General features: G+C 49.4%; 20 protein-coding genes. 12 read left to right on the top strand and 8 right to left on the bottom strand.

Annotated elements, in window-relative coordinates; genetic code table 11:
* Nucleotides 1-15: 15 nt before the first annotated feature.
* The 5 genes from QEH59_RS00855 (at nucleotide 16) to QEH59_RS00835 (ending at nucleotide 8100) form a co-directional block, all read left to right on the top strand.
* Complete coding sequence (locus QEH59_RS00855) at nucleotides 16-2292, top strand: glycosyl hydrolase family 95 catalytic domain-containing protein (protein ID WP_308983464.1); 2277 nt, start codon at nucleotides 16-18, stop codon at nucleotides 2290-2292.
* Nucleotides 2289-4298: a sodium:solute symporter family protein gene (locus tag QEH59_RS00850; RefSeq protein ID WP_308983463.1), complete on the top strand. Its 2010-nt coding sequence runs from the start codon at nucleotides 2289-2291 to the stop codon at nucleotides 4296-4298. The genes QEH59_RS00855 and QEH59_RS00850 overlap by 4 nt, the downstream gene beginning before the upstream one ends.
* Nucleotides 4299-4335: 37 nt before the next feature.
* Nucleotides 4336-5733, top strand: a complete 1398-nt coding sequence (locus QEH59_RS00845) for an SGNH/GDSL hydrolase family protein (RefSeq protein ID WP_308983462.1) — start codon at nucleotides 4336-4338, stop codon at nucleotides 5731-5733.
* A 29-nt stretch (nucleotides 5734-5762) separates the two neighbouring features.
* Nucleotides 5763-6578 (top strand): hypothetical protein, encoded by an 816-nt coding sequence (locus tag QEH59_RS00840; RefSeq protein WP_308983461.1) that lies wholly within the window; start codon nucleotides 5763-5765, stop codon nucleotides 6576-6578.
* Nucleotides 6579-6690: 112 nt separating this feature from the next.
* Nucleotides 6691-8100 carry an alpha-L-fucosidase gene (locus QEH59_RS00835; protein WP_308983460.1) on the top strand — a complete coding sequence of 470 codons (1410 nt, stop codon included), beginning with the start codon at nucleotides 6691-6693 and terminating at the stop codon, nucleotides 8098-8100.
* Here QEH59_RS00835 and QEH59_RS00830 read toward each other — a convergent pair.
* On the bottom strand, nucleotides 8037-8615 hold the full coding sequence (locus QEH59_RS00830) for a GH39 family glycosyl hydrolase (RefSeq protein WP_308983459.1): 579 nt from the start codon (nucleotides 8613-8615) through the stop codon (nucleotides 8037-8039). The two genes, QEH59_RS00835 and QEH59_RS00830, sit on opposite strands and share 64 nt — an antisense overlap.
* Between QEH59_RS00830 and QEH59_RS00825 the strand changes: the two genes are divergently transcribed.
* The 5 genes from QEH59_RS00825 (at nucleotide 8604) to QEH59_RS00805 (ending at nucleotide 15056) form a co-directional block, all read left to right on the top strand.
* On the top strand, nucleotides 8604-8840 hold the full coding sequence (locus tag QEH59_RS00825) for a hypothetical protein (protein ID WP_308983458.1): 237 nt from the start codon (nucleotides 8604-8606) through the stop codon (nucleotides 8838-8840). The two genes, QEH59_RS00830 and QEH59_RS00825, sit on opposite strands and share 12 nt — an antisense overlap.
* Nucleotides 8841-8962: 122 nt before the next feature.
* A complete protein-coding gene (locus tag QEH59_RS00820; RefSeq protein ID WP_308983457.1) occupies nucleotides 8963-9271 on the top strand; it encodes a substrate-binding domain-containing protein in 309 nt (102 codons plus the stop codon).
* A gap of 189 nt (nucleotides 9272-9460) precedes the next feature.
* Complete coding sequence (locus tag QEH59_RS00815; RefSeq protein WP_308983456.1) at nucleotides 9461-10831, top strand: efflux transporter outer membrane subunit; 1371 nt, start codon at nucleotides 9461-9463, stop codon at nucleotides 10829-10831.
* 13 nt (nucleotides 10832-10844) lie between these two features.
* The gene (locus tag QEH59_RS00810) at nucleotides 10845-11933 is read left to right on the top strand and encodes an efflux RND transporter periplasmic adaptor subunit (protein WP_308983455.1); all 1089 of its coding nucleotides are present in this window, start codon (nucleotides 10845-10847) and stop codon (nucleotides 11931-11933) included.
* Nucleotides 11934-11939: 6 nt separating this feature from the next.
* The gene (locus QEH59_RS00805; protein WP_308983454.1) at nucleotides 11940-15056 is read left to right on the top strand and encodes an efflux RND transporter permease subunit; all 3117 of its coding nucleotides are present in this window, start codon (nucleotides 11940-11942) and stop codon (nucleotides 15054-15056) included.
* Between the two features lie 215 nt (nucleotides 15057-15271).
* On the opposite strand, the gene QEH59_RS00800 is transcribed toward QEH59_RS00805, so the two are convergent.
* The 3 genes from QEH59_RS00800 to QEH59_RS00790 are packed head-to-tail and all read right to left on the bottom strand — an operon-like array spanning nucleotide 15272 to nucleotide 18225.
* Nucleotides 15272-16120 (bottom strand): sugar phosphate isomerase/epimerase family protein, encoded by an 849-nt coding sequence (locus QEH59_RS00800; RefSeq protein WP_308983453.1) that lies wholly within the window; start codon nucleotides 16118-16120, stop codon nucleotides 15272-15274.
* Nucleotides 16121-16158: 38 nt separating this feature from the next.
* On the bottom strand, nucleotides 16159-17178 hold the full coding sequence (locus tag QEH59_RS00795) for a Gfo/Idh/MocA family protein (protein ID WP_308983452.1): 1020 nt from the start codon (nucleotides 17176-17178) through the stop codon (nucleotides 16159-16161).
* A gap of 18 nt (nucleotides 17179-17196) precedes the next feature.
* Nucleotides 17197-18225, bottom strand: a complete 1029-nt coding sequence (locus QEH59_RS00790) for a Gfo/Idh/MocA family protein (RefSeq protein WP_308983451.1) — start codon at nucleotides 18223-18225, stop codon at nucleotides 17197-17199.
* Nucleotides 18226-18358: 133 nt separating this feature from the next.
* On the opposite strand from QEH59_RS00790, the gene QEH59_RS00785 reads away from it, so the two are divergent.
* Complete coding sequence (locus QEH59_RS00785; protein WP_308983450.1) at nucleotides 18359-19291, top strand: helix-turn-helix transcriptional regulator; 933 nt, start codon at nucleotides 18359-18361, stop codon at nucleotides 19289-19291.
* Here the strand turns inward: QEH59_RS00785 and QEH59_RS00780 are convergent.
* Nucleotides 19280-21631: an alpha-L-rhamnosidase-related protein gene (locus QEH59_RS00780; protein ID WP_308983449.1), complete on the bottom strand. Its 2352-nt coding sequence runs from the start codon at nucleotides 21629-21631 to the stop codon at nucleotides 19280-19282. The genes QEH59_RS00785 and QEH59_RS00780 overlap by 12 nt on opposite strands.
* Before the next feature lie 312 nt (nucleotides 21632-21943).
* Here QEH59_RS00780 and QEH59_RS00775 point away from each other — a divergent pair, with 312 nt between their 5' ends.
* The gene (locus tag QEH59_RS00775; protein ID WP_308983448.1) at nucleotides 21944-23449 is read left to right on the top strand and encodes a sulfatase; all 1506 of its coding nucleotides are present in this window, start codon (nucleotides 21944-21946) and stop codon (nucleotides 23447-23449) included.
* A 57-nt stretch (nucleotides 23450-23506) separates the two neighbouring features.
* On the opposite strand, the gene QEH59_RS00770 is transcribed toward QEH59_RS00775, so the two are convergent.
* Genes QEH59_RS00770 through QEH59_RS00760 form a run of 3 tightly spaced genes read right to left on the bottom strand, consistent with a single transcriptional unit; the run spans nucleotide 23507 to nucleotide 26800 of the window.
* Nucleotides 23507-23974, bottom strand: a complete 468-nt coding sequence (locus tag QEH59_RS00770) for a NanQ anomerase/TabA/YiaL family protein (RefSeq protein WP_308983447.1) — start codon at nucleotides 23972-23974, stop codon at nucleotides 23507-23509.
* 6 nt (nucleotides 23975-23980) lie between these two features.
* Nucleotides 23981-25342, bottom strand: a complete 1362-nt coding sequence (locus QEH59_RS00765; RefSeq protein ID WP_308983445.1) for a sulfatase family protein — start codon at nucleotides 25340-25342, stop codon at nucleotides 23981-23983.
* A gap of 9 nt (nucleotides 25343-25351) precedes the next feature.
* A complete protein-coding gene (locus QEH59_RS00760) occupies nucleotides 25352-26800 on the bottom strand; it encodes a sulfatase (RefSeq protein WP_308983444.1) in 1449 nt (482 codons plus the stop codon).
* Nucleotides 26801-26823: the final 23 nt, after the last annotated feature.

Here is a 26823-nt window from a genome sequence, read left to right as displayed (position 1 = left end):
GGTACTACACTGAATATGCATGCTCCACAGGCAGAGATTGTCGAAGTTCAGGATCTGATAGAATGGCCTGATTTTCTCCGTCAACATGATCCAGTATGGGAGTATCTGCCTCAATCCTGGGGGGAGGGCGCGTTTTTGGGGGATGGGCATCTCGGTGCTATGATATACAGCGGTGGTGATGACATACACCGTTTAAAATCAAACCAAGTTCGATGGGAACTTGGTTTGGCTGGGGCCACCGCGCAGGGGGATCGGTCTCAATATTTAGAGCCACGTCTTCTTATTGGTGATTTTCTGCTGGATCCAAAGGGAGTGATTGGCTGGGAAGCGAGCCGGATGCGTTTGGACCTATGGCAGGCAGAGCTGACTGGCGAGATCGTCTCCTCTAATGGCAGCATCCGTATTAATTCCTTTGTACATGCCACTCAGCGGATACTTGTTGTCGACTTAGATTATTCGGAATGTACTGAGCTGCCGAGCTTTGATTTTCATCCGAAGTCAGGTGTGAGTGCTTTTGATGAGTTTCGTGATGAAGCGTCTCGATCAAAAATACCACATCCTCCTGAGCCAATCAAATTGGTAAAGAATGGAGTCCACATGCATGTTCAACCGCTATTGACCGGTGGTGAATGCGTGACTGCATGGTATGAGGCAGTGATCTCAAAAGATCATAGACGTTTTTGGATTGTTGTTGAAGTTGACCATGGTTCACAAGAAGCCCGTGAAATCGCTTACCAGCGTATCGATTCCGCGGTGAAGACGGCTTGGCAGGAATTACTTTCCAAACACCGGAATTGGTGGTCTGATTATTACCCGGCAAGTTTCTTATCCATTCCGGATACACGGCTTGAAGGGTTCTATTGGATACAAATCTATAAAATGGGGTCTGCGACTCGAGCCGATGCACCATTGCTCGATATTTTAGGACCTTGGATGACTCGAACTCCCTGGCCGGGTAACTGGTGGAACCTCAATGCGCAGTTTAGTTATGCTCCATATTATGCTTCGAATCGCCATGTATTGGCTGAATCGTTGTCACGTGCGGTTGAATCTCATTTTGACAATTTGATCGCCAACGCACCTGAGCAGTGGCGCCATGACTCAGCCGCACTCGGTCGTGCGGGGAGTGTGGATATGCTGGCTTCGACAGGGCCGGGAGACGAATTGGGCAACTTAGCTTGGCTTTGCCTCTGTCTCTGGCGTCATTACCGTATGGATATGGATACGGCTTTCTTAAAACGTGTACTGTATCCGGCGCTCTTTAGAGCCATTCAGCTGTATCTACATGTTTTGGAAGCGGGGGACGATGGACGTTTGCATCTGCCCGCGACGATCTCGCCTGAGTTCTCTGGTCATCAAAATTGTGGGACCAGAGATTGTCACTACGATTTGGCTTTGTTGCGTTGGGGGTGTCGCGTTTTGATTGAATCTGCCGAAACTTTGGCTATCGACGCGGAGAAGGTTCAGCAGTGGCAGAATGTTTTGGAGCGCTTGGTTGATTTTCCTGTCGATTCGACTGGTTATCGGATTGGTGCGGACCTTTCGCTGAATCATGGACACCGCCATTTTTCTCATCTGATGGCAGGCTATCCTTTATTTGTCATCGATCCTGCTTCAGCTAAAGAAAGTAAGCTTTGGAAACAGTCACTGGAGCATTGGTTGGGACTAGGAGGTGCTCTGACAGGGTTCTCGTTCACCTATGCGGCGGCAGCATATGCGCATTTGAAAGAAGGGGGATCCGCTCTTGCTTGTCTGAATATACTATTGGATCGCTTTCTAAAGCCGAACACCATGTACACAGAAAAAGGGCCGGTGATCGAGACTCCCTTACATGGTGCAGATGCCCTCCATGAAATGTTACTCCAGAGTTCACGAGGAGAAATCTCGGTGTTTCCTGCGATTCCTTCTGATTGGGAGAACGCTACATTTGTGGGGCTCGCCGCAGAAGGGGGCTATCGAATCAGTGCGATCCGCGAACAAAAGAAGACCCGTTTGGTCTACATCAAATGCCTTGTAGATGGTTTGTGTCGTCTGCGTTGCGATTTCGTCGACCCGCTACTCAAGGATCAATCCGGTAACTTCCAGAAGTGCCTTCGTAACCGCTGCGGGCAATATGAGTTTCCAGTGAGTGCCGGTAAAGAGTTTTGGATGCATGAACGGGACGACTCTGGTCCATGGGCATTTCGGGGGGTGCAAGCGGATGCCCGATACGAAAATTATTATGGTTCACCTAAGTATGTCTATACTTCGAATCCGGTGAACATGAAACAAGGAGACACTAACGACTCATGACTTCACTGGATTATTTGATTTTGGTAGGCTTTTTTGCCTGCCTCATCTTTATCGCGTTCATTACCAACCGAATGACGCGTTCGGTGGCCGGATTTTTGTCCTCTGAGCGTTTAGCCGGACGTTACTTGCTGACTATTGCTCAGAGTATGGCGTTCATTGCTGCGATTGGTATTATTGGTAATTTCGAAGCCATCTACCGCAATGGCTTCGGTGGTATTTGGTGGGGCATGATTTTCGTGCCGGTCAATTCTATTATCGCTCTCAGCGGCTTTGTGGTCTATCGCTACCGCGAAACTCGTGTGCTGACCATGGCGCAGTTTTTACAGCTTCGCTACTCTCGTCGACTTCGTGTTTTTTCAGGCTTTCTAGGCTTTGTGTCAGGTGTGCTAAATTGTGCGGTCTTCCCCATGGTGACAGCTAATTTCCTTGTTTATTTCCTGCAATTGCCGGAGAGCTACAGCGTCCTTGGTTTGGCCTTACCGACCTATCATTCATTGATGATTTTTATGGTGAGTTTTGCGGTTTTGATGGCTGTATCCGGTGGGCAGGTGACCATTATGGTGACGGATTTCTTTCAAGGGGTGATCGTGACTATCGCTTTTATGGGTGGTGCGTTCTATGTCCTCCATTTATTTGGCTGGAGTGGTATTATTGAGACCTTACTACGGGCAGAGTCTCTAAAAAATCCGACTGAGCTGGAAGTACTCTCCAATCTTGTCAGAGAAGAGGGCGTTTCCATGGTCAATCCTTTCAAGATGGATGGCTTGCGTGATTTCGGAATTCCTTTTTTCTTAATGACCGCCTTCTTGTTGATCTTGCGAACCGGAGTGTGGCAAGGGGGAGCTGGTTACATGGCCGCTGCCAGTACGCCGCACGAGGCGAAAATGGGGCAAATACTCGGTGGATGGAGATGGCTGTTGGTGGGCCTCGGGACGATGGCCTGTGCGATCGGTGCTTATGTGCTCCTATGGCATCCTGAATTTATTGAAGCGAGAATGCATGTGGAAGCGGCGGTCAATGGCATTCACGATCCGTATCTACAATCACAGGCATTGGTTCCATTGGCTTTGTATGAGTTGTTCCCATCCGGGTTGCTGGGATTGTTTCTCGTTTTGATGGTGGGGGCATCGATATCGACGGATAATTCCGCCTACCATTCCTGGGGATCGATTTTTCTGCAGGATGTAGTGATGCCCTTTCGAAAGCGTCCATTTACGCAAAAGGAACATTTGAAATACTTGCGCTGGTCGATTGTAATGATCGGTGTCATTGCTGTGGTCTTTAGTTCTGTTTGGACGATGAAAGACTTCATACTTATGTGGTTTCAGATTACGGCATCCATTTACATCGGAGGCGCTTCTTGTGCCATCATTGGAGGCCTCTACTGGAAGAAGGCTACGACTCAAGGCGCTTGGGCTGGTTTGATTACCGGGAGCCTCTTATCTGTCGGGGGGATTGCGTTCCGACAATTCTACCCCGAAGTGACTTTCCCCGGGAGCGAGCAGGTGATTAATGGACTTCATTTGTCTGTATTTGCCATTGTTGTGTCCTATGCGGTCTTTATCCTGGTTTCTTTGTTGTCGTGGAAGCAGGATTACAATTTGGATAAGTTGCTGCATCGCGGAGAATACGCAGTTCAGACAGATCATCTAGAGGCAAATACGAGTGAGCAGAAGAAGGGCTGGCTGCAGAGGATTGGGATTACCCGAGAGTTCACCACCTTCGATAAGGTGATTTATCTGACTTTGATAGCCTGGACGCTACTTTACAGCGGGATTTTTATTTGTATAACGCTCTACAATTTGGTTAATCCATTGGCTTCGACTTCGTGGACTTCGATTTGGAGTTGGTTGCTTGGACTCAAATTTACCGTAGCGTTTAGTGCTGGCATTTGGTTCATCTGTGGTGGTTTGCGAGATACGATTCGTTTGTTCCGTAAGCTGAAGACTGTCAAAGCCGATGAATCAGACGATGGGACGGTTCGAGATGAGGAAGTGCAGTCATGAGGAGCAAAAAGGTTTCAACTTAATTATGAGACAACTAATGAATCGAATCAAAGCAGCTGGCAGTATTGTCAGTTTATTCGCGATCTGCGCTTCGACTATGGCTGACACCGCAGCTATTCCGCAGTTTCAAGATGGTGACCGTGTCTGCTTTGTCGGTGATAGTATCACACATGCAGGCTATTATCATACATATGTATATCTTTATTATCTGACTCGGTTCCCTGAGCGGGAATTTCGAATTTGGAATCGAGGCATTGCCGGCGATCAAGCTCGAAACGTATTGCGCCGCTTTGATGCAGAGATTGGTTCTCTCAACCCGACCATTTCCACGGTTATGTTGGGGATGAATGACGTGGGGCGACCACTCTATTCTACTGAGAAAACTGACGAAGCGACGCTGCGAGAACAAGCCAGTGAGTATGCCCGTTACACGCGTGATATGCAGCGCGTGATTGAGGAGTTGCAGGGAGCGGGGAGCGAAGTGATTTTAATCACTCCATCCATTTATGATCAAACAGTCGAAACGGATAGGGAAAATCGTTATGGTGTGAATGACGGTCTGGGGAGATTTTCGGATTTTATTAAAGACTATGCGCGAGCAAATGAAGTCGGTTATGTCGATTTCTATGATGCGATGAATATCATCACTGCTGAACTTCAATCGAAGGACCCAAGCGCGAGTATCATTGGCAAAGACCGTATTCACCCGGATCCGGATCCTGGGCATTTTATTATGGGGTATCAGTTCCTCAAAGCTCAGGAGGTTCCTAAATATGTGTCTCAAATTGTCATTGATGCTGAGAGAGAAACCGTCCCGGTGTCGGTGAATGCTGAGATCTTTGAGATGCTTTTTGATTCAGGTGAACTTCAATTTTCTGTATTGGAGAAGTCACTACCCTTTCCTCAAACAGAATCCATTTCGAAAGGTCTTGAGTTGGTCCCTTTTGAGGAAACGATGAACCAACAACATTTTCAGGTGATGAATTTAGAGAGAGGATCGTATCGCCTGTTGATTGATGGTCGAGAGGTCGGAGTCTGGAGTTCGCAGGAGCTCAGTGAAGGAATTAATTTAGCCACGGTTACGACCACTCCCCAATACGAACAAGCATTGAATGTTCTGAAGTTAAATGACGCACGCCATCAACTGGAAGCCAAGCTACGAAACCGAGCCTATGTTTATTTCAGTAGTGGCTTGGCGTTTTCCGACGTGGATCAAGACGATGAAACTGCAATTGTCGCTTTCCTCGATGCCAAGCTTGAGACTATCAAAGGTCAATCTTGGTACGGATATGTTGAATCACAGTATTCTGAATACCTTCAGTTAAATGCTCAGACAGGAGCTCTATTGAAGCAGATGGATCAGGTTTATGTGGAACTTTATGCTGCGAATCAACCGGTGCCGCATCGGTACTCTCTGATTAAATCGAATCAGTAATTACTATTAAAAAAACGAAATATTAGGATATGAAATCTCATTCACTCATCGCTCTCGTTCGTAATGGAGCATGTATTTGTACGGGCCTTTGTTTCAGCCTGTCGGCTCAAGCTCAGCCTTTTTCTTATAATTTTGAAGAACTCGTTGCCGGGTCTGAGATCGCGCCTTTAACCGGGAATCTCAATGAAAGTACAGGCAAAGGTCGCCAGGGAAATGCGTATGGCTGGTATGGCAATCACTTTGCGACGAAGCAGCGAGTCACTGTTTCAAACAAAATGAATTCTCCATGGGATCAAGGTGGCCGACAATCGGCTGTTTTGGTGGGCGATAGTGATTCATCTTCAGCGCCTTCACTTTATAATTACTTTACCAATCGAACTGGTCTGACCAATTATAATCCTAATAAGGTCGAGGTCACCGGATCTCTGGGGAAGAGCTTAACCGGCAGTGGCTATCAAGTTTCTTGGGATTTTTACGCGATTGCGGACAGTTTAAACACGCAGCCCTATTTCGGACTGTATTCGAAGGAAGGGGATATTGAAGCGATTACTTTGGATATTCGTTACCAATCTCATCAGCTCCGTTATTACGATAGTGCTGAAGCCAAGTTGGTGGATCATAAATTCAAGGAGGCGACCTGGTATCGCTTTGAAATCGTTGATATCAACCTCACGCGTCAGACCTACGGCTTTCGAGTCTATGAGTGGGGGCGTGACGCTCCCGTTGTGACTCTGTCTGAGCTGTCATTTAAAAACAAAGTGACCGAAATCGATTATTTTCGAAACCGTGTGAATACAGAAAACACGAATCCAGTCTATTATCTTGATAATTTCTCGATCAAGTAATACCGAGCCAATACATCTTAGCTCTGTGCCTAGCAGGCTGCCTAGGAACTTTATTCTTAGAATTATGTCGTTTTCTCGAATTGCGTATCTGCTTTCAATTTACGTCATTTGCATGCTTCCAGAGTTAGCCCGGGGGCAGGACTCAACTATTGCTACAGTAGATCCACTCAGTTTTGACTATCGTTTTCCATCTAATTTGCAGCAGACGGTCGATTCGCAGCTGAGGAATAAGCAATGGTTTATAGATGCTAAGTACGGAGTATTTATCCATTTTGGTGTCTATTCTAAATTAGCAGGCGCTTATGATGGGAGAGGGCAGGACTTTAATTATTCTGAGTGGATTCTGACCTCCGCCAAGATGTCCGCGAAGGAGTATCGAACGATAGCGAGTGCCTTTAACCCTGCTTCGTTTGATGCGGAGCAATGGGTACGCACGTTTCATGAACTAGGGCTCCAGTATTTGGTGGTCACGGCGAAGCATCATGATGGATTCGCATTGTTTGACTCGACTGTAAGCGATTACAACATTGTCGACTATACCCCTTTCAAACGTGATATTATTCTAGAGCTGAGTGAGGCCTGCCAGCGCTATGGTATGCGCTTTGGAGTTTATTATTCCCATGCTCAGGATTGGAATGATCCGGATGCTCCTTATCTCACTCGAATGACTCAGAGATCCGTTCTTTTTCCTGAACTCGATGAAGATTATAAGCCTGATTTTGAGCGCTATCTGCGAACTAAGAGTCTACCGCAGGTAGAGGAGTTGTTGAAACGTTACGATTTGGATCTTATTTGGTTCGATACTCCAGTGGATATCACTTTTGAATGGGCCAAGCAGTTCAGTGATTTGGTCCGCCGTTATCAGCCGAATTGCCTGATCAACTCTCGGATTATTCATAATGGAGGTGATCAAATCTTACAGGATAATCTCGAACTCTTCGATTATGTGTCTATCCGGGATAAAGAGATCCCGACTCAAAAACTACCCTTATATGTGGAAACTCCAGACAGTGTGAGTTCTTCCTTTGGGTATAAAGCGCACGGCGACTTTCATTACCATTCCGAAGAAGAGATTCTACATCGTCTAATCAATACCGTCTGCTCGGGAGGCAATTTACTCTTGAATAATGGTCCAATGGGAAACGGGCAGCTGGACCCGGAAGCTTTGCGCCTTTATCAAGTGATTGGTGATTGGTTGAAAGTAAATGGAGAGTCGATTTTTCATACGCGACGCAATCCGTTTCCAAATAGACCAGCGTGGGGAAATTATACCGTGAGTAAAGATCTTCAGTCACTCTATGTCCATATTCTCCAATGGCCAGAGGACTCAAAGATCACTTTACCGGAAGGAATAACCTATGTGTCTAAGGCAACGATTTTAGGTAGTGTTGAGACTGTTACGATTTCAACAGATAACTCAAGGACAATCATTAGCTTGCCGTGTGAATCGGTCCATCCTTATGCGACGGTTGTTAAGCTCAGCTTATCCGATGAATTGTTACTGGTCTCTGATGTTGAATGAGTTCTGGTGGTAAGTTCTTGCCTTATGGTCTTTGTTGAATGGTATCTTGAGTTAACATCGTAGCCGTGTGCGTTAGTTTCTGTGATTAGGATCGGGAGATCGTCATTTTCACGGCTGACTGTGACTGCATTATCAATGGCTGGAATCATATTTCCTGTAAAGTCGCGCCATGATTCATAGTTGTCCAGTTCGAGGGGCCAGATGTATTGGTGTGCACTAAAAAAATCTACATTATCCGAGCCGGCATTGACGACTGCCCGCATATAGTTAATGTTCGAGAGCAGGCGTGGTCCGGTTTGTATGTCAGGATCAACTAACTTCATCGCATCGACCATTTGATGGTAGGCCGATACATATTCTGCCTGAGTCATCAAAGTAGGGTGGTGGTCGATCTCGTTCCCGATTTGCCAGTAGGCGACATTGTAATTTTTGTCTTTTGCATACTGCACCCATGCTGCCGCAGTATCGATCAGGTGTTCGAGAGTTGGACCGTTTGTGTACTTATGCGAAAGCATATTATAAAGTCGACGAGTTGGCCGGAGTCTCTCTTAAGACGGGCCGCCCACATTCTCGCAGGAGAATCGCCCCGATCTAAAAGTTGGGACAAGGTCTTCGGCGCGGCTAAGCAGTTGGGCTATGTGCGGAATCAATTGGCGGCCAATCTGCGCAGTGGTTCCTCCTCTGTCATCGGTATTATCGTGTCGAACATCAACACTCCGTTTTATGGCAAGGTCGTGTAATCGATGCACGACGCTTGCCTGGAGTGTGGCTTTACCATCCTGCTGGCATCCAGTTCCGACGATCCCGCAGAGGAAGCCCGTGCCTTACGCACATTGCAGACCTACCGGGTGAATGGGTGATTTTGAATGCTTCGCAGCTTGTCGAGCTGGTCTTTAATTATATGGGAGCTTTTACGGCTAGCACGCGTCCTGCGGCTCTTCTCTGTGGGAATGATATGATCGCGATTGCCACATTGAAAGCACTCTATCGGCTGTCTCTAAACGTAGCTGACGATGTTGCGATTGTGAGCTATGATGGGATTGATATGGCGGAGTTGATTACGCCGTCTTTGACTACGCTCCATCAACCTCAGGAGCAGATTGCGAGTGATGTGGTTGATCTGATGATTTCACGCATTCAGAAGGGGGCACGACTTCAGAGAAGTATTTGAGCTATGAACCTGAATTGATTATTAGAGACTCAAGCTAAAGCCTGAACTAGGGTTATCGCCGGTGCTCTAGGCGGCAGATTCTCTAAGATTTTGATATCCCAGACTGACTTCTTTATTTTTTTGGGAATAAACCTTTATTTATTTCCTCGCAGCTCTAACGCAACTACTGCTAACAATTTAATAAACCGCATGACTTTCGGGAAAAAATGCCAGTCCCTACTTACCATATTATCTTTATTCTCCTGTGCCGGCTGTGCTGTGCATCGGGTGAACGAATCGCCAGAGGCGCCTGTGCAGGCGTCTCACTACCAAACGGTTGTGCACACTGGAGACAAGGCCTCGGCTAGTGTTTGGTGGCAGGCCTTTGAGCGCCCGGAGCTGGACGCTTTGATCCAGCAAGCGCTAGCCGCGAATCCGGGGCTGGGGCAGGCGATGGAGCGGGTGCGCCAAGCGCGTTTCCTGGCGGCTCAATCGGCTGCCGGTGGCAAGCCGGAGCTCTCACTTGACGGCGCCGCGGGTCGCGACTGGGAGGGGCGTCAGCCGGATGATTGGACTTGGAGCGCGGGCCTCGGCGCGGCATGGGAGCTGGATCTGTTCCGGCGTATTGAAAGCCAGCGTTTGAGTGACAGCTACAGTGCGCAAGCGCGTCAGGCGGATGCGGAACTGGTCGCGCTCTCGCTCTCGATTGAGGTAGCGAATGCTTATTTTGGTTCGGTAGCGGCGGCGAATAAATTACAGCTGCTTCAGCAGCAGGTGGAGCTGGATCAGGATCTGCTGGAATTGATTCAATTACGGCGTGATCAGGGAGTGGGCACGGTGGTCGATGTGCTGCAGCAGGAAAGTCAATTGGCCGATAGCCAGACCTTGATTCCCCTGGCAGAGTCGGAGCTGCGCAGCTATGAAAACCTGCTGGATATTCTGGTCGGTGAGCTGCCGGACGGAATCAACCGTATCCCCGCGGCAGATCACCTGAGCTTTGATGCGGCCATGCCGCCGCTGGGTGTGCCGGCGGATCTGCTGGTGCAACGTCCCGATTTGCGGGCCGCGCTGGCCGACTTGGTTGCGGCAGATGCCTCGATCGCGGTGGCGGTGGCGGAGCGTTTGCCGCAACTGACCTTGAGTGGCTCGGCCGCGGTGGGAGCCACCAGTAGCTACGAGGGCGCGCTCAGCTCGCTGGCCGCCAATTTTACGGGACCGTTGCTGGACTGGGGACGACGCAAGGCGGAGGTCGAGCGCCGGAAATCCATTTATCAGGAGCAGTTGCTCAGCTTTACCGAGATCTATCTGCGCGCGGTCGAGGAGGTCGAGACCACGCTCTATCAAGAGCAGAAACAGCGCGAATTCCTCAAACGCCTGTGTCACCGCCGCGATATTTTGCAGCGGGCACTGGAAGAGACGGAGGCCCGCTTTAAACAGGGCATCGACGATTACCTGCCAGTTTTAACTGCCCTGCAAAGCCTGCGGGAGATCGAGCGCGACTTGATCGACGAGCAATTTGAACTCTTACAGCTACGCATCCGACTGCACCTGGTCACGGGTGGACGCATGCCAACACTTTAACCGACGATACACGATGAACCTTTTCAAATTAACACGACCCAAGTTTTACCTGCTGGCCACTGCGCTGCTGACGACGGCCCAATTTTCGACTGCGCAGACCGCGGTCAAAGTCTTTGCCACCCGAGCGGCGGAGAAAGCGATCTTCGATGAAGTCGAGGCGCTCGGCACGCTGCGCGCGAACGAAAGCATCGATCTCACTTCCACCGTCACGGAGTATGTCACCGCGATCAACTTCGACGACAACCAGCGCGTGAAGAAGGGGCGCGTGCTGCTGGAAATGGATGCCGCGGAAGAAGAGGCTGAACTGGCGGAAGTCATGTCCTTGTTGGAAGAGTCGCAGCGTCAGGTAGAGCGTTTAAAGCCACTGGTCGACCGTGGGGCTGCCAGCGAATCCGCGATCGATGAAAAGCGTCGTGAAGTCGAAGCGGCCAGGGCCCGCGCACAGGCCATCCAGTCGCGCATCAACCAGCGCCGGATTGTTGCGCCCTTCGATGGCGTGGTGGGCCTGCGCAATCTCTCGGTCGGTGCCCTGATGCAACCCGGCACCCTGATCACGACGCTGGATGACGACTCCGTGATGAAGCTCGATTTCTCCGTGCCCTCGGTCTTCATGTCGACTTTGCAACCGGGGCTACAAATTCAGGCTCGGGCGCGCGCTTATCCGGAGCGACTGTTTGAAGGAACGGTTGCTAGCGTGGACAGCCGGATCGATCCAGTGACGCGGGCTGTGTTGGCACGTGCTTTGATCGAAAACAGCAACCAGACGCTCAAGCCCGGTATGTTGATGCGAGTGTCCTTACGTAAGAATCCACGTGAGTCCATTGTCTTGCCGGAAGGCGCCTTGGTTTCGCAGGCGGAGAAGGTTTATGTGTATCGGGTCCTGGAATCGGAGGGCGCGCAGCAGGTGGAGCGTCGTGCGGTTGAGCTCGGAGTGCGCCGCAAAGGTGAGGCCGAGGTGCTGGGAGGCATCGAGGTGGGCGACTGGATTGTGACCGATGGCACCATGAAATTACGCCCCGGCGCACAGGTCGAAGTCATCGCCGAAGATGGCGGGAGTGAAACCCTGAGCGAGAAGCTTGGGCAAGCCAAATCGAAGCTCTAAACGATTATGTTAATTTCCGATATTTCTGTTAAACGTCCGGTCTTTGCGTCGGTCATTTCGTTGATTCTGATCGCCTTTGGGCTGGTCTCTTTTCAGCGGCTTTCCTTGCGTGAGTATCCCGACATCGATCCGCCGGTGGTCACGGTCGAGGTTTCGTATCCGGGCGCGCCGGCCAATATTGTGGAGACACGGATCACCAAGCTGCTGGAGGAGCGCATCGCCGGTATCGAGGGCATCGAGTATGTCGAGTCGAGCTCGCAGGACGGTGAAGCCAGCGTGACGATTGAATTTGCCATCGACCGCGACATCGACGGCGCGGCCAACGATGTGCGCGACCGCATCTCGGGCATTCAGGATAATTTGCCGGAAGAGGCCGAGCCGCCAGAAGTGCAAAAGGTGGATAGTAACGACGACGTGATCATCTGGCGCAATCTCGCCAGCGACCGCCACAGCATCGAGGAGTTGACCGACTACGCTGAGCGCTATCTGGTCGACCGTTATTCGACGCTCGATGGCGTGGCCCGCATCCGTATCGGCGGAGGTCTGCGCTACGCCATGCGGGTGTGGCTCGACCGGCAGGAATTGGCCGCGCGTGGGCTCAGTGTGTCGGATGTCGAAGATGCGCTGCGCGCTGAAAATGTGGAGCTGCCCGCAGGCTCGCTCGAGTCCGATGTGCGCTTGTTCAAAGCGCGGGTGGATCGTAAGTTCAAGCAGCCCGAAGATTTTGGCAAACTGGTGCTGGCAGAAGGCGATGACGGCTATCTGATTCGCCTCGCGGATGTCGCCCGTGTGGAACTTGGCGTGGAGGAAAACCGTATCATGTTTCGCGGTAATGAAGTGCCGATGGTCGGTATCGGCACGATTAAGCAGTCCACTGCCAATACCATCGATGTGGCCCGTCAGGTGAAGGCGCTCACGGCGGAAATCAACAAGAGTCTGCCCGAGGGCATGAGCATCGAAGAAAGTTACGATGCCTCGGTCTTTATCGAAGAAGCGATCCATGAAGTGTACACCACGCTCTTCATTGCGATCGCTTGTGTGATTGTGGTGATCTACCTCTTCCTCGGCAGTGTGCGGGCCACACTGGTGCCCGCGGTGACGGTGCCGGTCTCGGTCATTGCGACCTTTATCGTGGTCTATAGTCTCGGGTTTTCCATTAACCTGCTGACATTGTTGGCGCTGGTTCTGGCTATCGGACTGGTGGTGGACGATGCGATTGTGATGCTGGAAAACATTGTGCGTCGCATCCAAGAGCTTGGCGAGCCGCCCTTACTGGCGGCTTATCGCGGGGCCCGTCAGGTCGGCTTCGCGGTGATTGCGACCACCTTGGTCTTGGTGGCGGTCTTTGTGCCGATTACCTTTCTGGAGGGCGACATCGGACGTTTGTTTACCGAGTTCGCACTGACGATTGCTGCCGCGGTGTGTTTTTCCTCTCTGGTGGCGCTAACGCTTTCGCCCATGCTGGCTTCCAAGGTGTTGAGCCGTCAGACGGAGCCGAATTTCCTCGTTCGCGGCATTGATGCGACGATCCGCTTTTTTCGCAGCGGTTATTTGGTCGCGCTGCGGTTTTGCCTACGTGTGCCTGTGCTAGTGGTGCTGGTCTTCTTTGGACTGCTGGCCTTGATCGCGTTGATCTATAGCAAGGTGCCACAGGAATTTGCGCCGACAGAAGACCGCGGGGTGATCTTTCTTTTGGTCAATGGCCCGGAGGGCGCGACCTTCGATTACATGGAAGAGTATATGACCGAGATTGAGCAGCGTATGTTGCCCATGGTTGAAAGCGGCGAGATCCGGCGCATGCTGGTGCGTTCGCCACGCTCCTTCGGTAATCTGGAAAACTTCAATTCCGGCATCTTGCTCTTCTTGCTGGATGACTGGTCGCGGCGACGCAGTGCTTTCGTTATGATTAATGACATCCGTGCCAAGCTCGCCGATCTGCCGGGTGTGCGTGCCTTCCCTGTGATTCGTCAAGGACTCGGCGGCGGCACTTCCAAGCCGGTGCAATTTGTCATTGGTGGTTCCACCTATGAAGAACTCGCAGCCTGGCGCGATATTATCATGGAGCAAGCCGAGGCCAACAACCCCGGTCTGGTGGGGCTGGACAGTGACTATAAGGAGACCCGTCCGCAGATCGACCTATCGGTCAACTACGACCGAGCCGCAACACTCGGCGTGACTATCGAGCAAATCGGCCGCACCCTCGAAACCATGATGGGCGGGCGCAATGTGACGACCTTCCTGCAGCGCGGCGAGGAATACGATGTGATCGTCGAAGGAGAGCGGGAGAGTCAGCGTTCTTTCGCCGATATTGAAAACATCTACGTGCGCAGTGAACGCACCGGCGAATTGATTCCTTTGTCCAATCTCGTATCCATTAATGAATACGGAGCCGCGGAGACACTCTCACGCTACAATCGCGTGCGCTCCATCACACTGGAGGCGAATCTTGAAGACGGCTATACCCTCGGCGAAGCGCTGGGCTACCTGGAAGGCCTTGTTCGCGAGCACCTACCTGAAGAGGCGATTGTGGACTACAAGGGGCAGAGCCGCGAATTCGTAAAATCCGGTAGCTCGATTCTGTTTATCTTCGTCCTCGGGATCATCGTGGTCTTCCTCGTTATGGCTGCGCAATTCGAGAGCTACATTCACCCCTTGGTCATTATGCTAACTGTGCCACTTGCGATCGGGGGTGGACTGCTGGGCTTGTTCCTGACCGGGGGCACTTTAAATATCTATTCGCAGATCGGGCTCATTATGTTGATCGGTCTGGCCGCGAAGAACGGTATCCTAATTGTCGAATTTGCTAATCAGTTACGCGACGAAGGCCGCTCCTTCCGCGAGGCGTTGATCGAGGCTTGTGAAACACGCTTCCGTCCCATTGCCATGACCGGATTGACGACGATCGCCGGATCGGTCCCGCTGGTTTTGAGCAGCGGAGCCGGAGCCGAAACACGCTCCGTCATTGGTATCGTCACGCTCTTCGGCGTAGTGGCCGCGACCTTGTTCACGCTCTTCATCGTACCCGTTGCTTATGACCTGATCGCCCGCCGCACCAGTTCACCTCAAGCCGTGGAGAAAGAACTCGATCAGCTCGCTGTCGATGAGAACGCGATGAATATTTAGGTTCGTAGTGTGCTTCCGTATGGTGCTTCGCCAGTGAACTGTGGTCAGTTTATAGTCTGAAAATAGATTTAAGTTTCCAGGTTATGGCGGATGGATTTCTTAAGTAGAGGGTACATTCAAAAGGCTCTACCGGTCAAGTGAGACAGATAGAGCCTTTGTTGTGTGCCAGACCTATTTATTGGACTTCAGTTAATTTTGTGGAGAGTCAAATCAACTTAAAGTTTGAAAATCGCATCCATGGCGTTGCTGGTGTTAGTGATTAGTATTTCGGGTGCATGTTTATAGAAGGGCACTGGTGGAATCATTTCAGCAGCGACCCATTCATTGTAATCAATGGATGTGAGCGCATGGTTGACTTGCGGCCAATTAACGTCGCCAGACAGGAGATCGACAAAGCCATCTGCAGAACCGACATTGCGCCGATAGTCTTTGAAGTGAACACGTTTGATGTGCTTGCCCAGAATTTTTATCCATTGTTCCGGGTAGCCGGTGGCGAGGGCATTGCCGACATCAAAGTAAAGTGCAACATGTGAGTCGTTGAAGCTCTCGATGAAGGCTTTCATCTCCAGTGGGCTGAGCAGGAACTTGTTCCATACGTTTTCGATACAAATAGTAACTCCTAATTCACGTGCGAGTGGCAGTGCGTTGGAGATCAGTGCATGAGCACGCTCGTATGCCTGATCGTAAGCGACTATTTCGCAATCTGGGATGAAATCAACACCGACTGCGGCTGGTACGACTAGGATACTATCGACTCCGATGGCTGCGGCACAGCGAATTTGTTTGTCCAGAATCTCGGCTGCTTTGGCGCGTGTTTCTGCATTTTCACTGGCACCATTGGCGCCCCAGTAGAGACCGGTAGCCAGTCCACTGAGCTCAATGCCGACTTTGTCGGCTGTTGCGCGGACTTTTTTCCATGTAGCGTCGTCGCCGTTGAGGGCTAGATCCCCATCTTCGCTGAATTCAGGTTCAAAGCCAATGAAGCCTGCATCACGCGCGAGGATCATTTTCTCTTCTAGATTCCAGTCCCCGTAGAAGGACCATGTACTAATTGATTTTTTCATAATAGTATTTTGAATGTTAATTGATGCAGTGGATGTGTTTAAAGTTGAACGACTTTGCCAGTTTCTGCGGATTTGAGTTCTGCCAGTATTACGCGAAGGCTTTCAGTCGCTTGAGCGACTGTGGCGATTTGCGGTGCCATGTTCTCTGTTAGGCAGTTTATGAAGTATTCTAGTTCATTGTAGTAGCCTCCGAGAGAGGATAGATTGCCTTCACCGATGGTGGATTGCTTCGGGCCTGGTTGTATGACTTCGAGTTCCATGGCTGGGGTATCATTGAGCACAACTGTGGGTGCTTTCCCAGAGGCGGAGTCGTAGCTCAAGCTGCCGTTTTCGAAAATTGCTTCGAAGGCCATGGAGAAGCCGTAATGCTCTGGATAGTCCCAACCACCTTCGCCATGTACAGTGACATCGGCGTACTGATAGTGAGTGAAAATATGGTCGTTGCCGGAGCGGCCACGTGTCGCTTGAGATTTGACCGCATTAGGTAAACCGAATAGATGGATGATGAAGTCCGCATCATGTATGTGTAGGTCAACTGCGGCACCGCCACTTCGAGTCTCATCGTTTAACCAATCGTATTGACTGTATGTCGGACGGGCTGCCCGTCGATGGAGCGAGATACTTTTTAAAGCACCTGCTTTCCCGGAATCGATGAATTTCTTGAGTGCCACATATTCTGGCCAGAAACGTATGCAATGTCCGACCTGCGAGAAGACACCCCCTTGACTGATGGCAGCTTGAATAGCTTCACAATTTTCCAGTGTGAGGGACAGCGGTTTCTCGATGAAGAGATGTTTGCCTGCATTGGCAGCCTTAATGGCCGTTTCCGCATGTAGGTCTGTTGGTAGACAGATGTCGATTACGTCGACATCTGTGTTGGCGAGCAGTGTATCAAAGTCGTCAAAAACTTCGGCATCGAGGCCAAGTTTCGCGACTTTGTCTTTAGCGCCTGCGACGTCTAAGGATGCGACGGCAACCAGTTCAACTCCGGGGAGTGCTTTGTAGATTTGAGCGTGCATGCCGCCCATGAAACCGAGACCAATAATTGCTACTTTCATTGTTACTTGTGTTGTTTTTTAGATTGAAACGTTTTGACGGTTTTTAGCTGACTTGAGTTCTGCGAGTAGAATGCGGATGCTGTTAGAGGCTTGCTTTAGTGTGGCAATTTCCGGAGCTTGCTTGTTTTTTACGCAGTTTATAAAATAGTTAATTTCGTTAAAGTAGCCTCCCAATGAAGAGATGTTACCTTCACTGTGAGTGGCTTCCGTGGGGGTGTCGGTGACGTCTAATTCGATTGCGACTGGTGCACATCCGCGAGTCGTGAGTAGCAGGGGAGTGTTGGATGCGGAATTATACTGAATGCAGGCGTCTTCAAAGATGGCTTCAAAGCTCATGCTAAATCCATAATTGCCTGGATAGTCCCATCCGCCTTCGGCTTGAACCGTGGTGTGTTCGTAGTGGTAGTGGGAGAATATGTGGTCTGGTCCGGAACTGCCTTCAGTTGTACGACTGTAGACGGACTGTGGCATGCCAAGTAGGTGATTAATGAAGTCGGTGTCATGGACATGCAAATCGACTACGGCGCCACCGCAGCGTTCGACTTGATTGACCCAATGCAGCGGATTACCTCCGCCAGGGCGTGGTGAGCGTCGTGTTAACGATAGAGACTTAAGCGGACCGTGTGTGCCTGAATCGACGATTTGCTTGAGTTTCATATACTCTGGCCAGAAGCGAATGCAGTGGCCGACTTGAGCAAAGACGCCAGCGGCATCGGTTGCTGATTGAATCGCTTGACAGTCTTCGAGTGTAAGTGCCAATGGTTTTTCAATAAATAGATGTTTGCCGGCTTGGATTGCTTGAGTGGCGAGTTCGAGGTGCTGGTCTGTGGGGCCACAGATGTCGATGATGTCAACATCGGATTCTGCAAGCAGCGTCGTCAAGTCTGTGAACACCGGAATCTCAAATCCGAGTTGCGCAACTTTTTCCTGAGCGTGTTGTGTGGCGATATCTGCAATCGCCGTGATGTGGACGTCTGCCAAAGCATGGTATGCCTGAGCGTGCATATTGCCCATGAAGCCGAAACCGATGATGCCTACTTTTATCATTCTAGAAGGTGTTTATAGGAAGGGAACTGAGTCAGTTGAGTTGATTCTTAAGCTCTTAAAGTATCCCGCTATAATAAGGTTTTCGCTGCGGAATATTCTTGCCTAAAACGGATCTACTTTTGACTTTATCGGAATGCGCCAACTGTCGGATTTTCATGCTCAAATACCGCTCCGAATAAATGAGCCAGAGAACCTATATAGCGGTTTATGTGCTTCGGATCGTGTATTGGTAGATAATGTATTGATGTTTCAGCGGTTGACGCGTAGCGCTTTGAGTCAGAACTTATTGGGCAATCGCATGCATCATCGCTATGTGCTAACTTATGTTATCGAAGGCGCTGGTCGAGTTTTGCTGGATGGGACGGCGATCGCTCTAAAGGAAGGAGATGCTTTGTTGGTTGCTCCCTATCAGTATCATGATTACCGTGAGACCGATGTGGAGCAATTGCGTTGGCTCTTCATCACCTTTGAGGTTCTGAAGGGAGGTGGCTTTCTCTCTGGCCTTCGTGATCGCTTGCTACGACTTGATGAGGTGTCGCGCGATTTACTGCTCGCATTGGTGGATATTTGGCAAAATAAAAGTTCGGAGCATGTGCGAGGGGCCGAAATATTGCCGACTTTGGAGCGTTTATTACTGCGCCTTCGCTGCGGCGGTCAAGTGTCGCGGGCGAGTTCACTCAGCTCGGGAGAACCTGTCGATGAGTGGGTGTCGCAAGTGGAGGAATTGATATTAAAATCCGTCTATGAAGACTGGTCACTGGAAGAGGTGGCGCGTCGAGCAAATGTATCGCTGCGCTACCTGAGGAGTCGTTTTGAGAAGGTGCTGGGGGTTGCTCCCAGTGAGTATCGAGCGAATTACCAACTACATACGGCAATGCTGTTAATGCGTGATTCACGTCTCAGTCTTTCGCAGGTCGCAGAGCGCTCAGGTTTTAGTTCGCTGCCAGTCTTCTCGCGTTTTGTGAAGCGTCGATCAGGACTTGCGCCCAGTCAGTTGAGGCAGAGTCTATTAAAAGGAGCGTTTGAGTTTAGCTTTTCTTCTTCTAATCATGACCTAAGTATGTAGTGAGTAACTGAAGTCACCACGAATGGTGCTCGCCTGTTGCGAGGGAAGTTGCAGCGTTGCTTCCATTCCTTCAGGTAATTGAATGCTACCTTTGATATAATCGCCATTACGGGACCAAGCAGAGTGTATGTTTCCTAGTGGGCTGGGGATGACGACTGCTGCTGCGTCACCAGTGAAGGTGGGGGTGATTTTGATGTTTTCCCATCCCGGTGAGCTTTGACGAATTCCTCCCAGAATCTGCATTAAGTGATAGAGCGGATGTGCCGACCACGCATGTGAAAAGCTTTCGTCTGCAATTTTCGGAGCGAAGTTTTCCCAGGTGGTCCCGTGTGTGACCATGGGAGCCCAGCGCTTGCGAATGTCGGCGATCACTTCATTTCCGTAACCCCGCTCTGAAAGTGCAGTGTAGATGTAGGTGATCCAGTAAGCGGATGGTTGGATGTCGGTTTTTAGTTCACTGCGAATGTAGGGGAGTATACGTAGGTTGAGTATCTTGTCTTCGTTCTCTGGGGTGAGCCTAGTGAGTAATGCGAGGGTTTGTGCATGCACTGAGGTTTCTGTAACTACGTGCCCTTGTTCGGTATAGCCGTCCTGTATGAGTCCTTCTGCGTTGATCAACTTATGCAAATTCTTGCGTAAGTTGATTGCTTTTCTCTGACAGTTTTCGGCGAATACTGTGTCGCCGCATAGTGAATACATCTCATTCAGTCGATCGAGTGTATGCAAATACCAAAGGCTGTAGACGCTGGAGCAGCCGTGTTTGTGAATGTCTGTCCAGTCTAGAAAGAGCCAAAAGCGATGGTCGTAGTTGAGCAATCCTGTTTGGGCATTTGTTTGTCTCTCAAAATACTCCAGAGCTTTTTGAATGACCGTATGCTGTTGTTGAAAAGGCTCTAGCGAGCCTGTTTGCCAGTAGAAGTCCCAAAGGGTGAGCATCCAGATCAGTGTAAAGTCTGGGAGGATGCATCCGTGAGCTATAGTTGGGGCATGACCGTAGGTGACGCCATCGGGGGTGACTTGAGCAGCGATTTGCTGAATCCCGCGTTTGAAGAGTCGGTGGTCACCGCTGAGGTGGAAGGTGTTCCATGCTTGCACGCGAGCGTCACCCCACCACTGGGCCTGTTCACGCCAAGGAGTGTCGACGTAGGCATCCATACTGCACACTTCTTCGGTCCAAGCGCAGGTTTCCCAGATGTCCTTGAGTAGTGATTCGGAGCACTCGAATGCCCCTTTGCGAACAACAGGATAGAGACTCTTGCGCAGGGAAGATTTGATTGTTAATGGAGTCTTGTTATCGCGCACTGTCACGATCATATATCTGAAGCCAAAGGGATGGTAGAAGCTGTGATGATTTTTCCCCTTGCGACAGATGAGCCGTTGGCTAAATGCCATGAGGCTGTGCGCGTCTGGATTGTAGTCAGGGCAGAGCGTGGCTTGGTCCAGAGTTTCATAATGGTGCGTTTCCACTATTTCGCCGCCAGTCGGTCCGACTATTTCCAGGCACACGCAGCCGACATGCAGTTTGCCCAGATCAATTAGTTGGCTACGCCATTCTCCATCGCTGCATTTGGCAAAGGGCAGCTCCGTGGCGTCCGCTGAATGTGGGGTATGCGATAAGCCCTCTTCTAGTTTATTGTGCGACAAATTGCATGTCGATTGATAGTTCGCAGTAGATTTGCCCTTGGCCTGACCGATCACTTTCCCGATTTTTAGGATACCTTCATCGAGCATCGGGATTCCACGAGCTTGTAGGCTATACCATGGCATGCTGTTCCATGGTACCTCACTGATTAGACCGTTCCATTGGCTATCATTAAAATTCGGTAGCATCCAGTCTGGGGATTCGATGCGTAGATCAATAACTTCTTGTGAGAAAAGTTGGAGGCTCGTGGGGACAGTGTCCTTACGTATGCCTGTCTGACGGCGGCCTTTCCATGTATTATTTGAGAGTAGTTCAGTTTGCTCCCATTGTGCAGCAACGAGTAGTCCCGCATAGCCCTGATGTACATATTGAAAATTTCCAAACCCCGGGTTGTGGGCGCGAACAGCTATTAAATTCACCCCGGGGACAAGCCATTTCGCGATATCGACTGTGTCGTAGGGCCAAGTTCTCTGAAAGCCACGAGCTGGACCACGACAAATATAGTGGCCGTTTATATAAAGCTGGTAGGATTGGTCGGCCGTAATATGAAGTGGCGCCTTCTCTGGCAATGACTTCAGATCAAAAGATTTTCTAAAGAGAGCATAGCAATTATGTAGGTTCCAACTAGGACTTTCTGGCCAAATCCATTGAGCTTTCTTAAGAATTGAGGGAACGGCGGGGGGCTGTGTTGCGGTCATGCTTGATTAAAGCACGTTTTTAATGAGTGGTGTTACCTAAATTTAGCTATAAAAACTCCCCAAAATTGACATTTATTTGTGCGATTAATTGGTGTGAATTGATAGAGATACGTCAAAGGGAGCGTCACAGTTGATAGGTCAGTGGCAAAATTTAAAGGTTTCCTGCACTTTTGATGACACCGTTATAAGTGGTTTAGAGTATATTTACTTTGACGCTTGGTATTATACTTGTATGTTAATGATGTATCTGAAGTGGCGTAATTTTTAATCTCTAATGTTGAGCCGTATTCTTCCTTTAGACGTTAGTTCATCATGAAAGCAATAATTATTATGTATGATTCTTTGAACCGCCATGCATTGCCACCTTATGGTGGAGACTGGGTTCAAGCGCCAAATTTTCAACGACTCGCCAATAAGGCTGTTACTTTTGATAATAGCTATGTTTGCTCGATGCCTTGTATGCCAGCACGTCGCGACTTGCACACTGGGCGACCTAATTTTCTGCACCGTGGATGGGGGCCACTCGAACCTTATGATGATTCAGTTTTTGAAATTCTCAAAGGTAAGGGAGTGCATAGTCATTTGATTACTGACCATTATCACTATTGGGAAACCGGTGGGGCGAATTATCATACTAAGTACAATACCTTTGAATTTATTCGTGGCCAAGAAGGGGATCCGTGGCAGGCTCAGGTGAAGAACCCTCCGGCGGATGTAAATGCTGTTGGTCAGAACGCGATTCATGACGCATGGCATGCACAAGATTTGAAAAACCGGGCGGCGATGACAGTTGATGCAGACTTTTGTCAGACCAAGACATTTGAAGCGGGAAAGCAATTTATTCGTGATAACTTAAATGCTGATAATTGGTTATTGCAGATCGAAACCTTTGACCCGCATGAGCCATTTTTTAGTCCGGATAATTTTAAAGATCTCTACAAATCACACTATGACTCATACGCGGGGCCGGAATTCGACTGGCCGCCATATCGACCTGTGAAAGAGTCGCGGGAAGCTGTCGAACACGTTATTGTTGAAAATGCTGCATTGGTTTCGATGTGTGACCAGAAGCTCGGTGAGGTGCTCGATTTAATGGATGCAGAATCGATGTGGGAGGATACCATGCTAATCGTTTGGACAGATCATGGGTTTTGTCTTGGAGAGCATGATAGTTGGGGGAAGTGTTGGATCCCATTCTATCAGGAAATCGCTCACACCCCATTTTTTGTTTGGGATCCGCGCACTGGTAAATCCGGGGAACGTCGCGACGCGCTGGTCCAACCGGCGATTGATCTTGCGCCGACTTTGCTCGATTATTTCGGGGAGCAGGCGAGTCCTGACATGCTGGGATACAACCTCGCCGCGACTATCGACGCGGACGCAGCTGTTCGTGAGACCGCAATCTTTGGCATCTATGGTGGACAGGTGAATGTGACGGACGGTCGTTATGTCTATATGCGGGCTGCGCAGCATTCTAATCAGCCGCTCAATCAGTATACGTTAACGCCCGCACATGCTAACGCGCTTTTCGGCCCAGAGGAGTTGCAGGCAGGGATCGAATTACATCCGCCATTCTCTTTTACAAAGAACTGTCAGGTTCTCAAGGTTCCAGCTGCTGAAACGATTCGAGCCACGGCTGCTGGTATCCGCGAACCTTTACAACAAACTTGCCTCTATGACGTTAAAGAGGATCCAAAACAACTGAACCCGATTCGATCTCAAGCAGAGATTGAAGAGCGTATGGTGAATGCGCTTAAGCAGCACCTTTACCTTAATGATGCGCCTCAGGACCAATTTGTGAGACTGCAGTTGATTTGAGATATAGCGGGCGCTTTTGTTCTGTTCCTCATTGATTGAATGAGTGGGGTCTATTGTTTATCGCGCTAGAGTTTGTAAGTCGATTTTAACAACCAATTTTTTTACTGATTTCGGTTGATCAATGCATATCATTGGCATGTGGGCGTCCTGTGGTAAGAAGAACGCGAAGTCTCCAGTTCGTAGGTTGATCTGTGCACTGAACGAATCTGGACATTCGTAGAAAACAAGGTCTTGCTTGGGGTTGTAGGCTTCGCTGCTTTTTAGAAAATCTGTTGATGTTACAGCAATACGTTCTTCACCCGAAAGTATGACTTGAATGTCGGCATACTGTTTGTGTGCTTCTAATTTGCCCTCACTAGGTTGCTTTGTCATGTAGCTCATTACTAAGGCGTAGATACGAGCTCCATCGATTTCATATCGGCCGTCGGGAGTCTCTGGTGTAACTTCATGAATAAAATCAAAGGCTTTTTTCCATGCTGAGCACATGGTGTATTGAGAGGCATTATTAGATTTATCTACTATCATGGCTTGCTACTCGACTTCGGTGATGTGTTTGCGGAGGGAGCGTTCCATCGCGACCTGGGCAGCTTTTATGCTAGGATCCTCTGAGTTATATATGTTAATTGCTTCGTTGGGATCGTTTCTTAAATCATAGAATTCGTTTGGAACGGTTTCTTTTAAGTCGAGCATGAGTTTCCATTCATTGGTTCGCCATGAGCGCATCGCAGCTCCTGTTTGATGCCAGTCCCACATCTGGTATTGTCCGAAAATAGGTCGATCGGTAAGGGAGCGTTCTCCTTTTAAAATGGAAGCGATACTTTCGCCCCGAAGCTCCCAGTTCGCTTTAGTTTTGATTCCTGCAAAATCCATGAGGGTGGGGAACCAATCCATCGAGGTATTTGGATGATCACAAACTTGGCCTGCTTTTACGCAATTTGGGTAGCTTATAATTGCGGGTACGCGCATTGAATGGTCGTAAAGGTTGGGTCGATCACCACGATTGTCAGTGAGTATCCACCAGCCGTTGCCTTTGTGCCATATTCCATTGTGACCTATATTGTATCCGTTGTCTGAGGTGAACACGATAATCGTGTCGTCGAGGGTACCTGTACTTTCTAATGCTCTAATTAGACGGCCAATATTTCTGTCTACACTATGCACACTCGCCAGATATTCACGTGTCATACGTTGAATTCTATTTATGTCTAGCTTCGGATAATTGGGATTCGGAACTTCTGGAGTGAGGTCTTTGAAAGGATCCCAGTCTTCGTCTTTGAGAGGGTGCCAAGTTCGGTCGCCATCTTCTGTGCTGACGCCTTGATTGGCGTGCGGAGCCCAGAAATGTAATGAGAGGAAAAATGGGCTTTCTGAATCTTTTGTTTCGATAAAATCGAGAGCGTGGTCAGTCAGGATGTCCGATGTATATCCTTCGACTTTTTGATACGTTCCGTCAATTTCAATGCCTGGATCTTTTGAGCTGAGTGGCCCTTCTTCGCCACCGATTCGAAAGCCAGTGAAGCTGTCGTAACCATGTTGTGTGGGATGGTACCGATCGTCATCGCCGAGGTGCCATTTACCAACGAGAGCCGTGCGATATCCTTCCTTCTGAAAGGCCTTGGCGGTCGTCGTATATTTAGGGTCTAGGCCGACACCTTCGCCAGTGCATAGGATATCAGGAATGCCAACTTCAAGGCTGTACTTGCCGGTTAATAAGCAGGCGCGCGAGGGACTGCAAACTGCCGACGCACTGAAATGGTTACTCAGACGAGTTCCATCACGAGCGAGTCGATCGAGGTTGGGAGTCAGGGCGTTGGGGTGTCCGCTGCATCCCATTGCCCATTCACCCATGTCGTCGCACACGATAAAAATTACATTTGGCTTTTTATTGGGCATTGTGGGGATTTATTTAAGTAAAGTAAGGTTTTGTAATTCTTTAGCCCGTTTGTTGAATTCCTTCTGATAACGTGGTGCTTTAATTTTATGATCCGGAATGTGCAAGGAAAGTTCAGTCTTTATTGTATCGTAGTTGGAGTCATGTGCTAAATTATTCCATTCGTTGGGGTCTGTTAAATGATCGTAAAGTTCTTCGCCACCATCTTCATAGAGAATGTATCGGTAACGTTCGCTTCTTACTGCGTAATTATGCGTAGCTTGTGTCGTTAAGACTGGTTTGGGGCGCTTCCAATCTGGATTCGTTAAAAGTTCAGATAAGCTGTAGCCATCCCATCGATATTTGCGCTTCGGTAGGTCGCAGAGATCAGCTAGTGTTGGGAAAATATCTAGCGAGCTGACAGGGGAGGCGTGCACTGATTTCGCGGTAGTTTTGCCTGGCACGCGCATCATCAACAGGGTGTTGGTTGAACGCTCCCAAAGGCGATGCTTCATCCAGTGCTCTTTTTCTCCAAGATGAAAGCCATGATCACTCCAAATAATCACAATGGTGTCTTCAGTGTGACCGTTTTCTTCGATTGCATCGAGTACACGGCCCACTTGAACATCCATAAAGTCTACGGAAGCCAGATAACCTTGAATGGCTCCGTTTAACCAACCTTTTTCATTCAGACGTTGGAAGATGGGGTCGTTCGGTGTTAGTTTGAATGCACCAGTGGGTAAGTCTTCTAGATCATTGGCTTTGTAAAGCGGGAGAGTGATTTCTTCCAGAGGACGTGCGTCAAAGTACTTTTGGGGGACGAACCACTCGGCATGCGGTTTGTGAAATCCGACTGCTAGAAAAAAAGGTTGATCTCCATGGTTGGCTTCTAGCTTACTGATTGCGTAACTAGCTACATTGTAATCGAACATCTCGCTGTCGTCTGTATCAATGCCTCCCCAGTCGATCCATGGTTTGACGTCTTCCATTGGATGGACTGGTTGGTTGTTTATGCGGGGAGTTGGAGAATCGTTGGGCACGAAATACTCATCCCAGTCTTTTTCGAAGCAGTACTCTTGAATTTGTTTTTGTGTGTTTCCATGGAAGACCTTTCCTGTGCCATATACGGCATAACCTGCTTTGCCGAAAAGCATGGGCATAGATTGGAGGCCAGGGAAGCGAACTTTCCAGTAGTCTTCGTTTCTGTAGAGCCCTGTGGTGTTAGCATCAAGGCCCGTTAACATCGCTGTGCGGGAGGGGCCACATTGCGCGGTGGTGCAGTAGGCATTCATAAAGAGTAAGCCACTGTCAGCCAGCCGGTCAATGTTGGGAGTGCGTGCATCAGGATAGGCGCCCATACAAGATGCCCAATCATTGAGATCATCTATAGTGATTAATACTACATTGGGGCGTTTTGCATAGCTTGCTAGATTCAAGCAAAATAGGCCTAGTAGGAGGTATTTTATGTTTAGATATTTCATAAATTATTCGCCTTCTCTTAGAC

The organism is Thalassobacterium sedimentorum (assembly GCF_031127905.1).
Taxonomy (GTDB): Bacteria; Verrucomicrobiota; Verrucomicrobiia; order Opitutales; family Coraliomargaritaceae; genus Thalassobacterium; species Thalassobacterium sedimentorum.
This window is presented reverse-complemented; position numbering and strand designations above follow the sequence as displayed.

Excerpts from the sequence above, each read along its gene's own strand:
- QEH59_RS00840 (WP_308983461.1), top strand. The coding sequence starts at position 5,763 with ATGAAATCTCATTCACTCATCGCTCTCGTTCGTAATGGAGCATGTATT.
- QEH59_RS00810 (WP_308983455.1), top strand. The coding sequence starts at position 10,845 with ATGAACCTTTTCAAATTAACACGACCCAAGTTTTACCTGCTGGCCACT.
- QEH59_RS00830 (WP_308983459.1), bottom strand. The coding sequence starts at position 8,615 with ATGCTTTCGCATAAGTACACAAACGGTCCAACTCTCGAACACCTGATC.
- QEH59_RS00805 (WP_308983454.1), top strand. The coding sequence starts at position 11,940 with ATGTTAATTTCCGATATTTCTGTTAAACGTCCGGTCTTTGCGTCGGTC.
- QEH59_RS00800 (WP_308983453.1), bottom strand. The coding sequence starts at position 16,120 with ATGAAAAAATCAATTAGTACATGGTCCTTCTACGGGGACTGGAATCTA.
- QEH59_RS00815 (WP_308983456.1), top strand. The coding sequence starts at position 9,461 with ATGACTTTCGGGAAAAAATGCCAGTCCCTACTTACCATATTATCTTTA.
- QEH59_RS00825 (WP_308983458.1), top strand. The coding sequence starts at position 8,604 with ATGCGAAAGCATATTATAAAGTCGACGAGTTGGCCGGAGTCTCTCTTA.
- QEH59_RS00770 (WP_308983447.1), bottom strand. The coding sequence starts at position 23,974 with ATGATAGTAGATAAATCTAATAATGCCTCTCAATACACCATGTGCTCA.
- QEH59_RS00785 (WP_308983450.1), top strand. The coding sequence starts at position 18,359 with ATGCGCCAACTGTCGGATTTTCATGCTCAAATACCGCTCCGAATAAAT.
- QEH59_RS00760 (WP_308983444.1), bottom strand. The coding sequence starts at position 26,800 with ATGAAATATCTAAACATAAAATACCTCCTACTAGGCCTATTTTGCTTG.
- QEH59_RS00795 (WP_308983452.1), bottom strand. The coding sequence starts at position 17,178 with ATGAAAGTAGCAATTATTGGTCTCGGTTTCATGGGCGGCATGCACGCT.
- QEH59_RS00850 (WP_308983463.1), top strand. The coding sequence starts at position 2,289 with ATGACTTCACTGGATTATTTGATTTTGGTAGGCTTTTTTGCCTGCCTC.
- QEH59_RS00855 (WP_308983464.1), top strand. The coding sequence starts at position 16 with ATGCATGCTCCACAGGCAGAGATTGTCGAAGTTCAGGATCTGATAGAA.
- QEH59_RS00780 (WP_308983449.1), bottom strand. The coding sequence starts at position 21,631 with ATGACCGCAACACAGCCCCCCGCCGTTCCCTCAATTCTTAAGAAAGCT.
- QEH59_RS00765 (WP_308983445.1), bottom strand. The coding sequence starts at position 25,342 with ATGCCCAATAAAAAGCCAAATGTAATTTTTATCGTGTGCGACGACATG.
- QEH59_RS00790 (WP_308983451.1), bottom strand. The coding sequence starts at position 18,225 with ATGATAAAAGTAGGCATCATCGGTTTCGGCTTCATGGGCAATATGCAC.
- QEH59_RS00845 (WP_308983462.1), top strand. The coding sequence starts at position 4,336 with ATGAATCGAATCAAAGCAGCTGGCAGTATTGTCAGTTTATTCGCGATC.
- QEH59_RS00775 (WP_308983448.1), top strand. The coding sequence starts at position 21,944 with ATGAAAGCAATAATTATTATGTATGATTCTTTGAACCGCCATGCATTG.
- QEH59_RS00835 (WP_308983460.1), top strand. The coding sequence starts at position 6,691 with ATGCTTCCAGAGTTAGCCCGGGGGCAGGACTCAACTATTGCTACAGTA.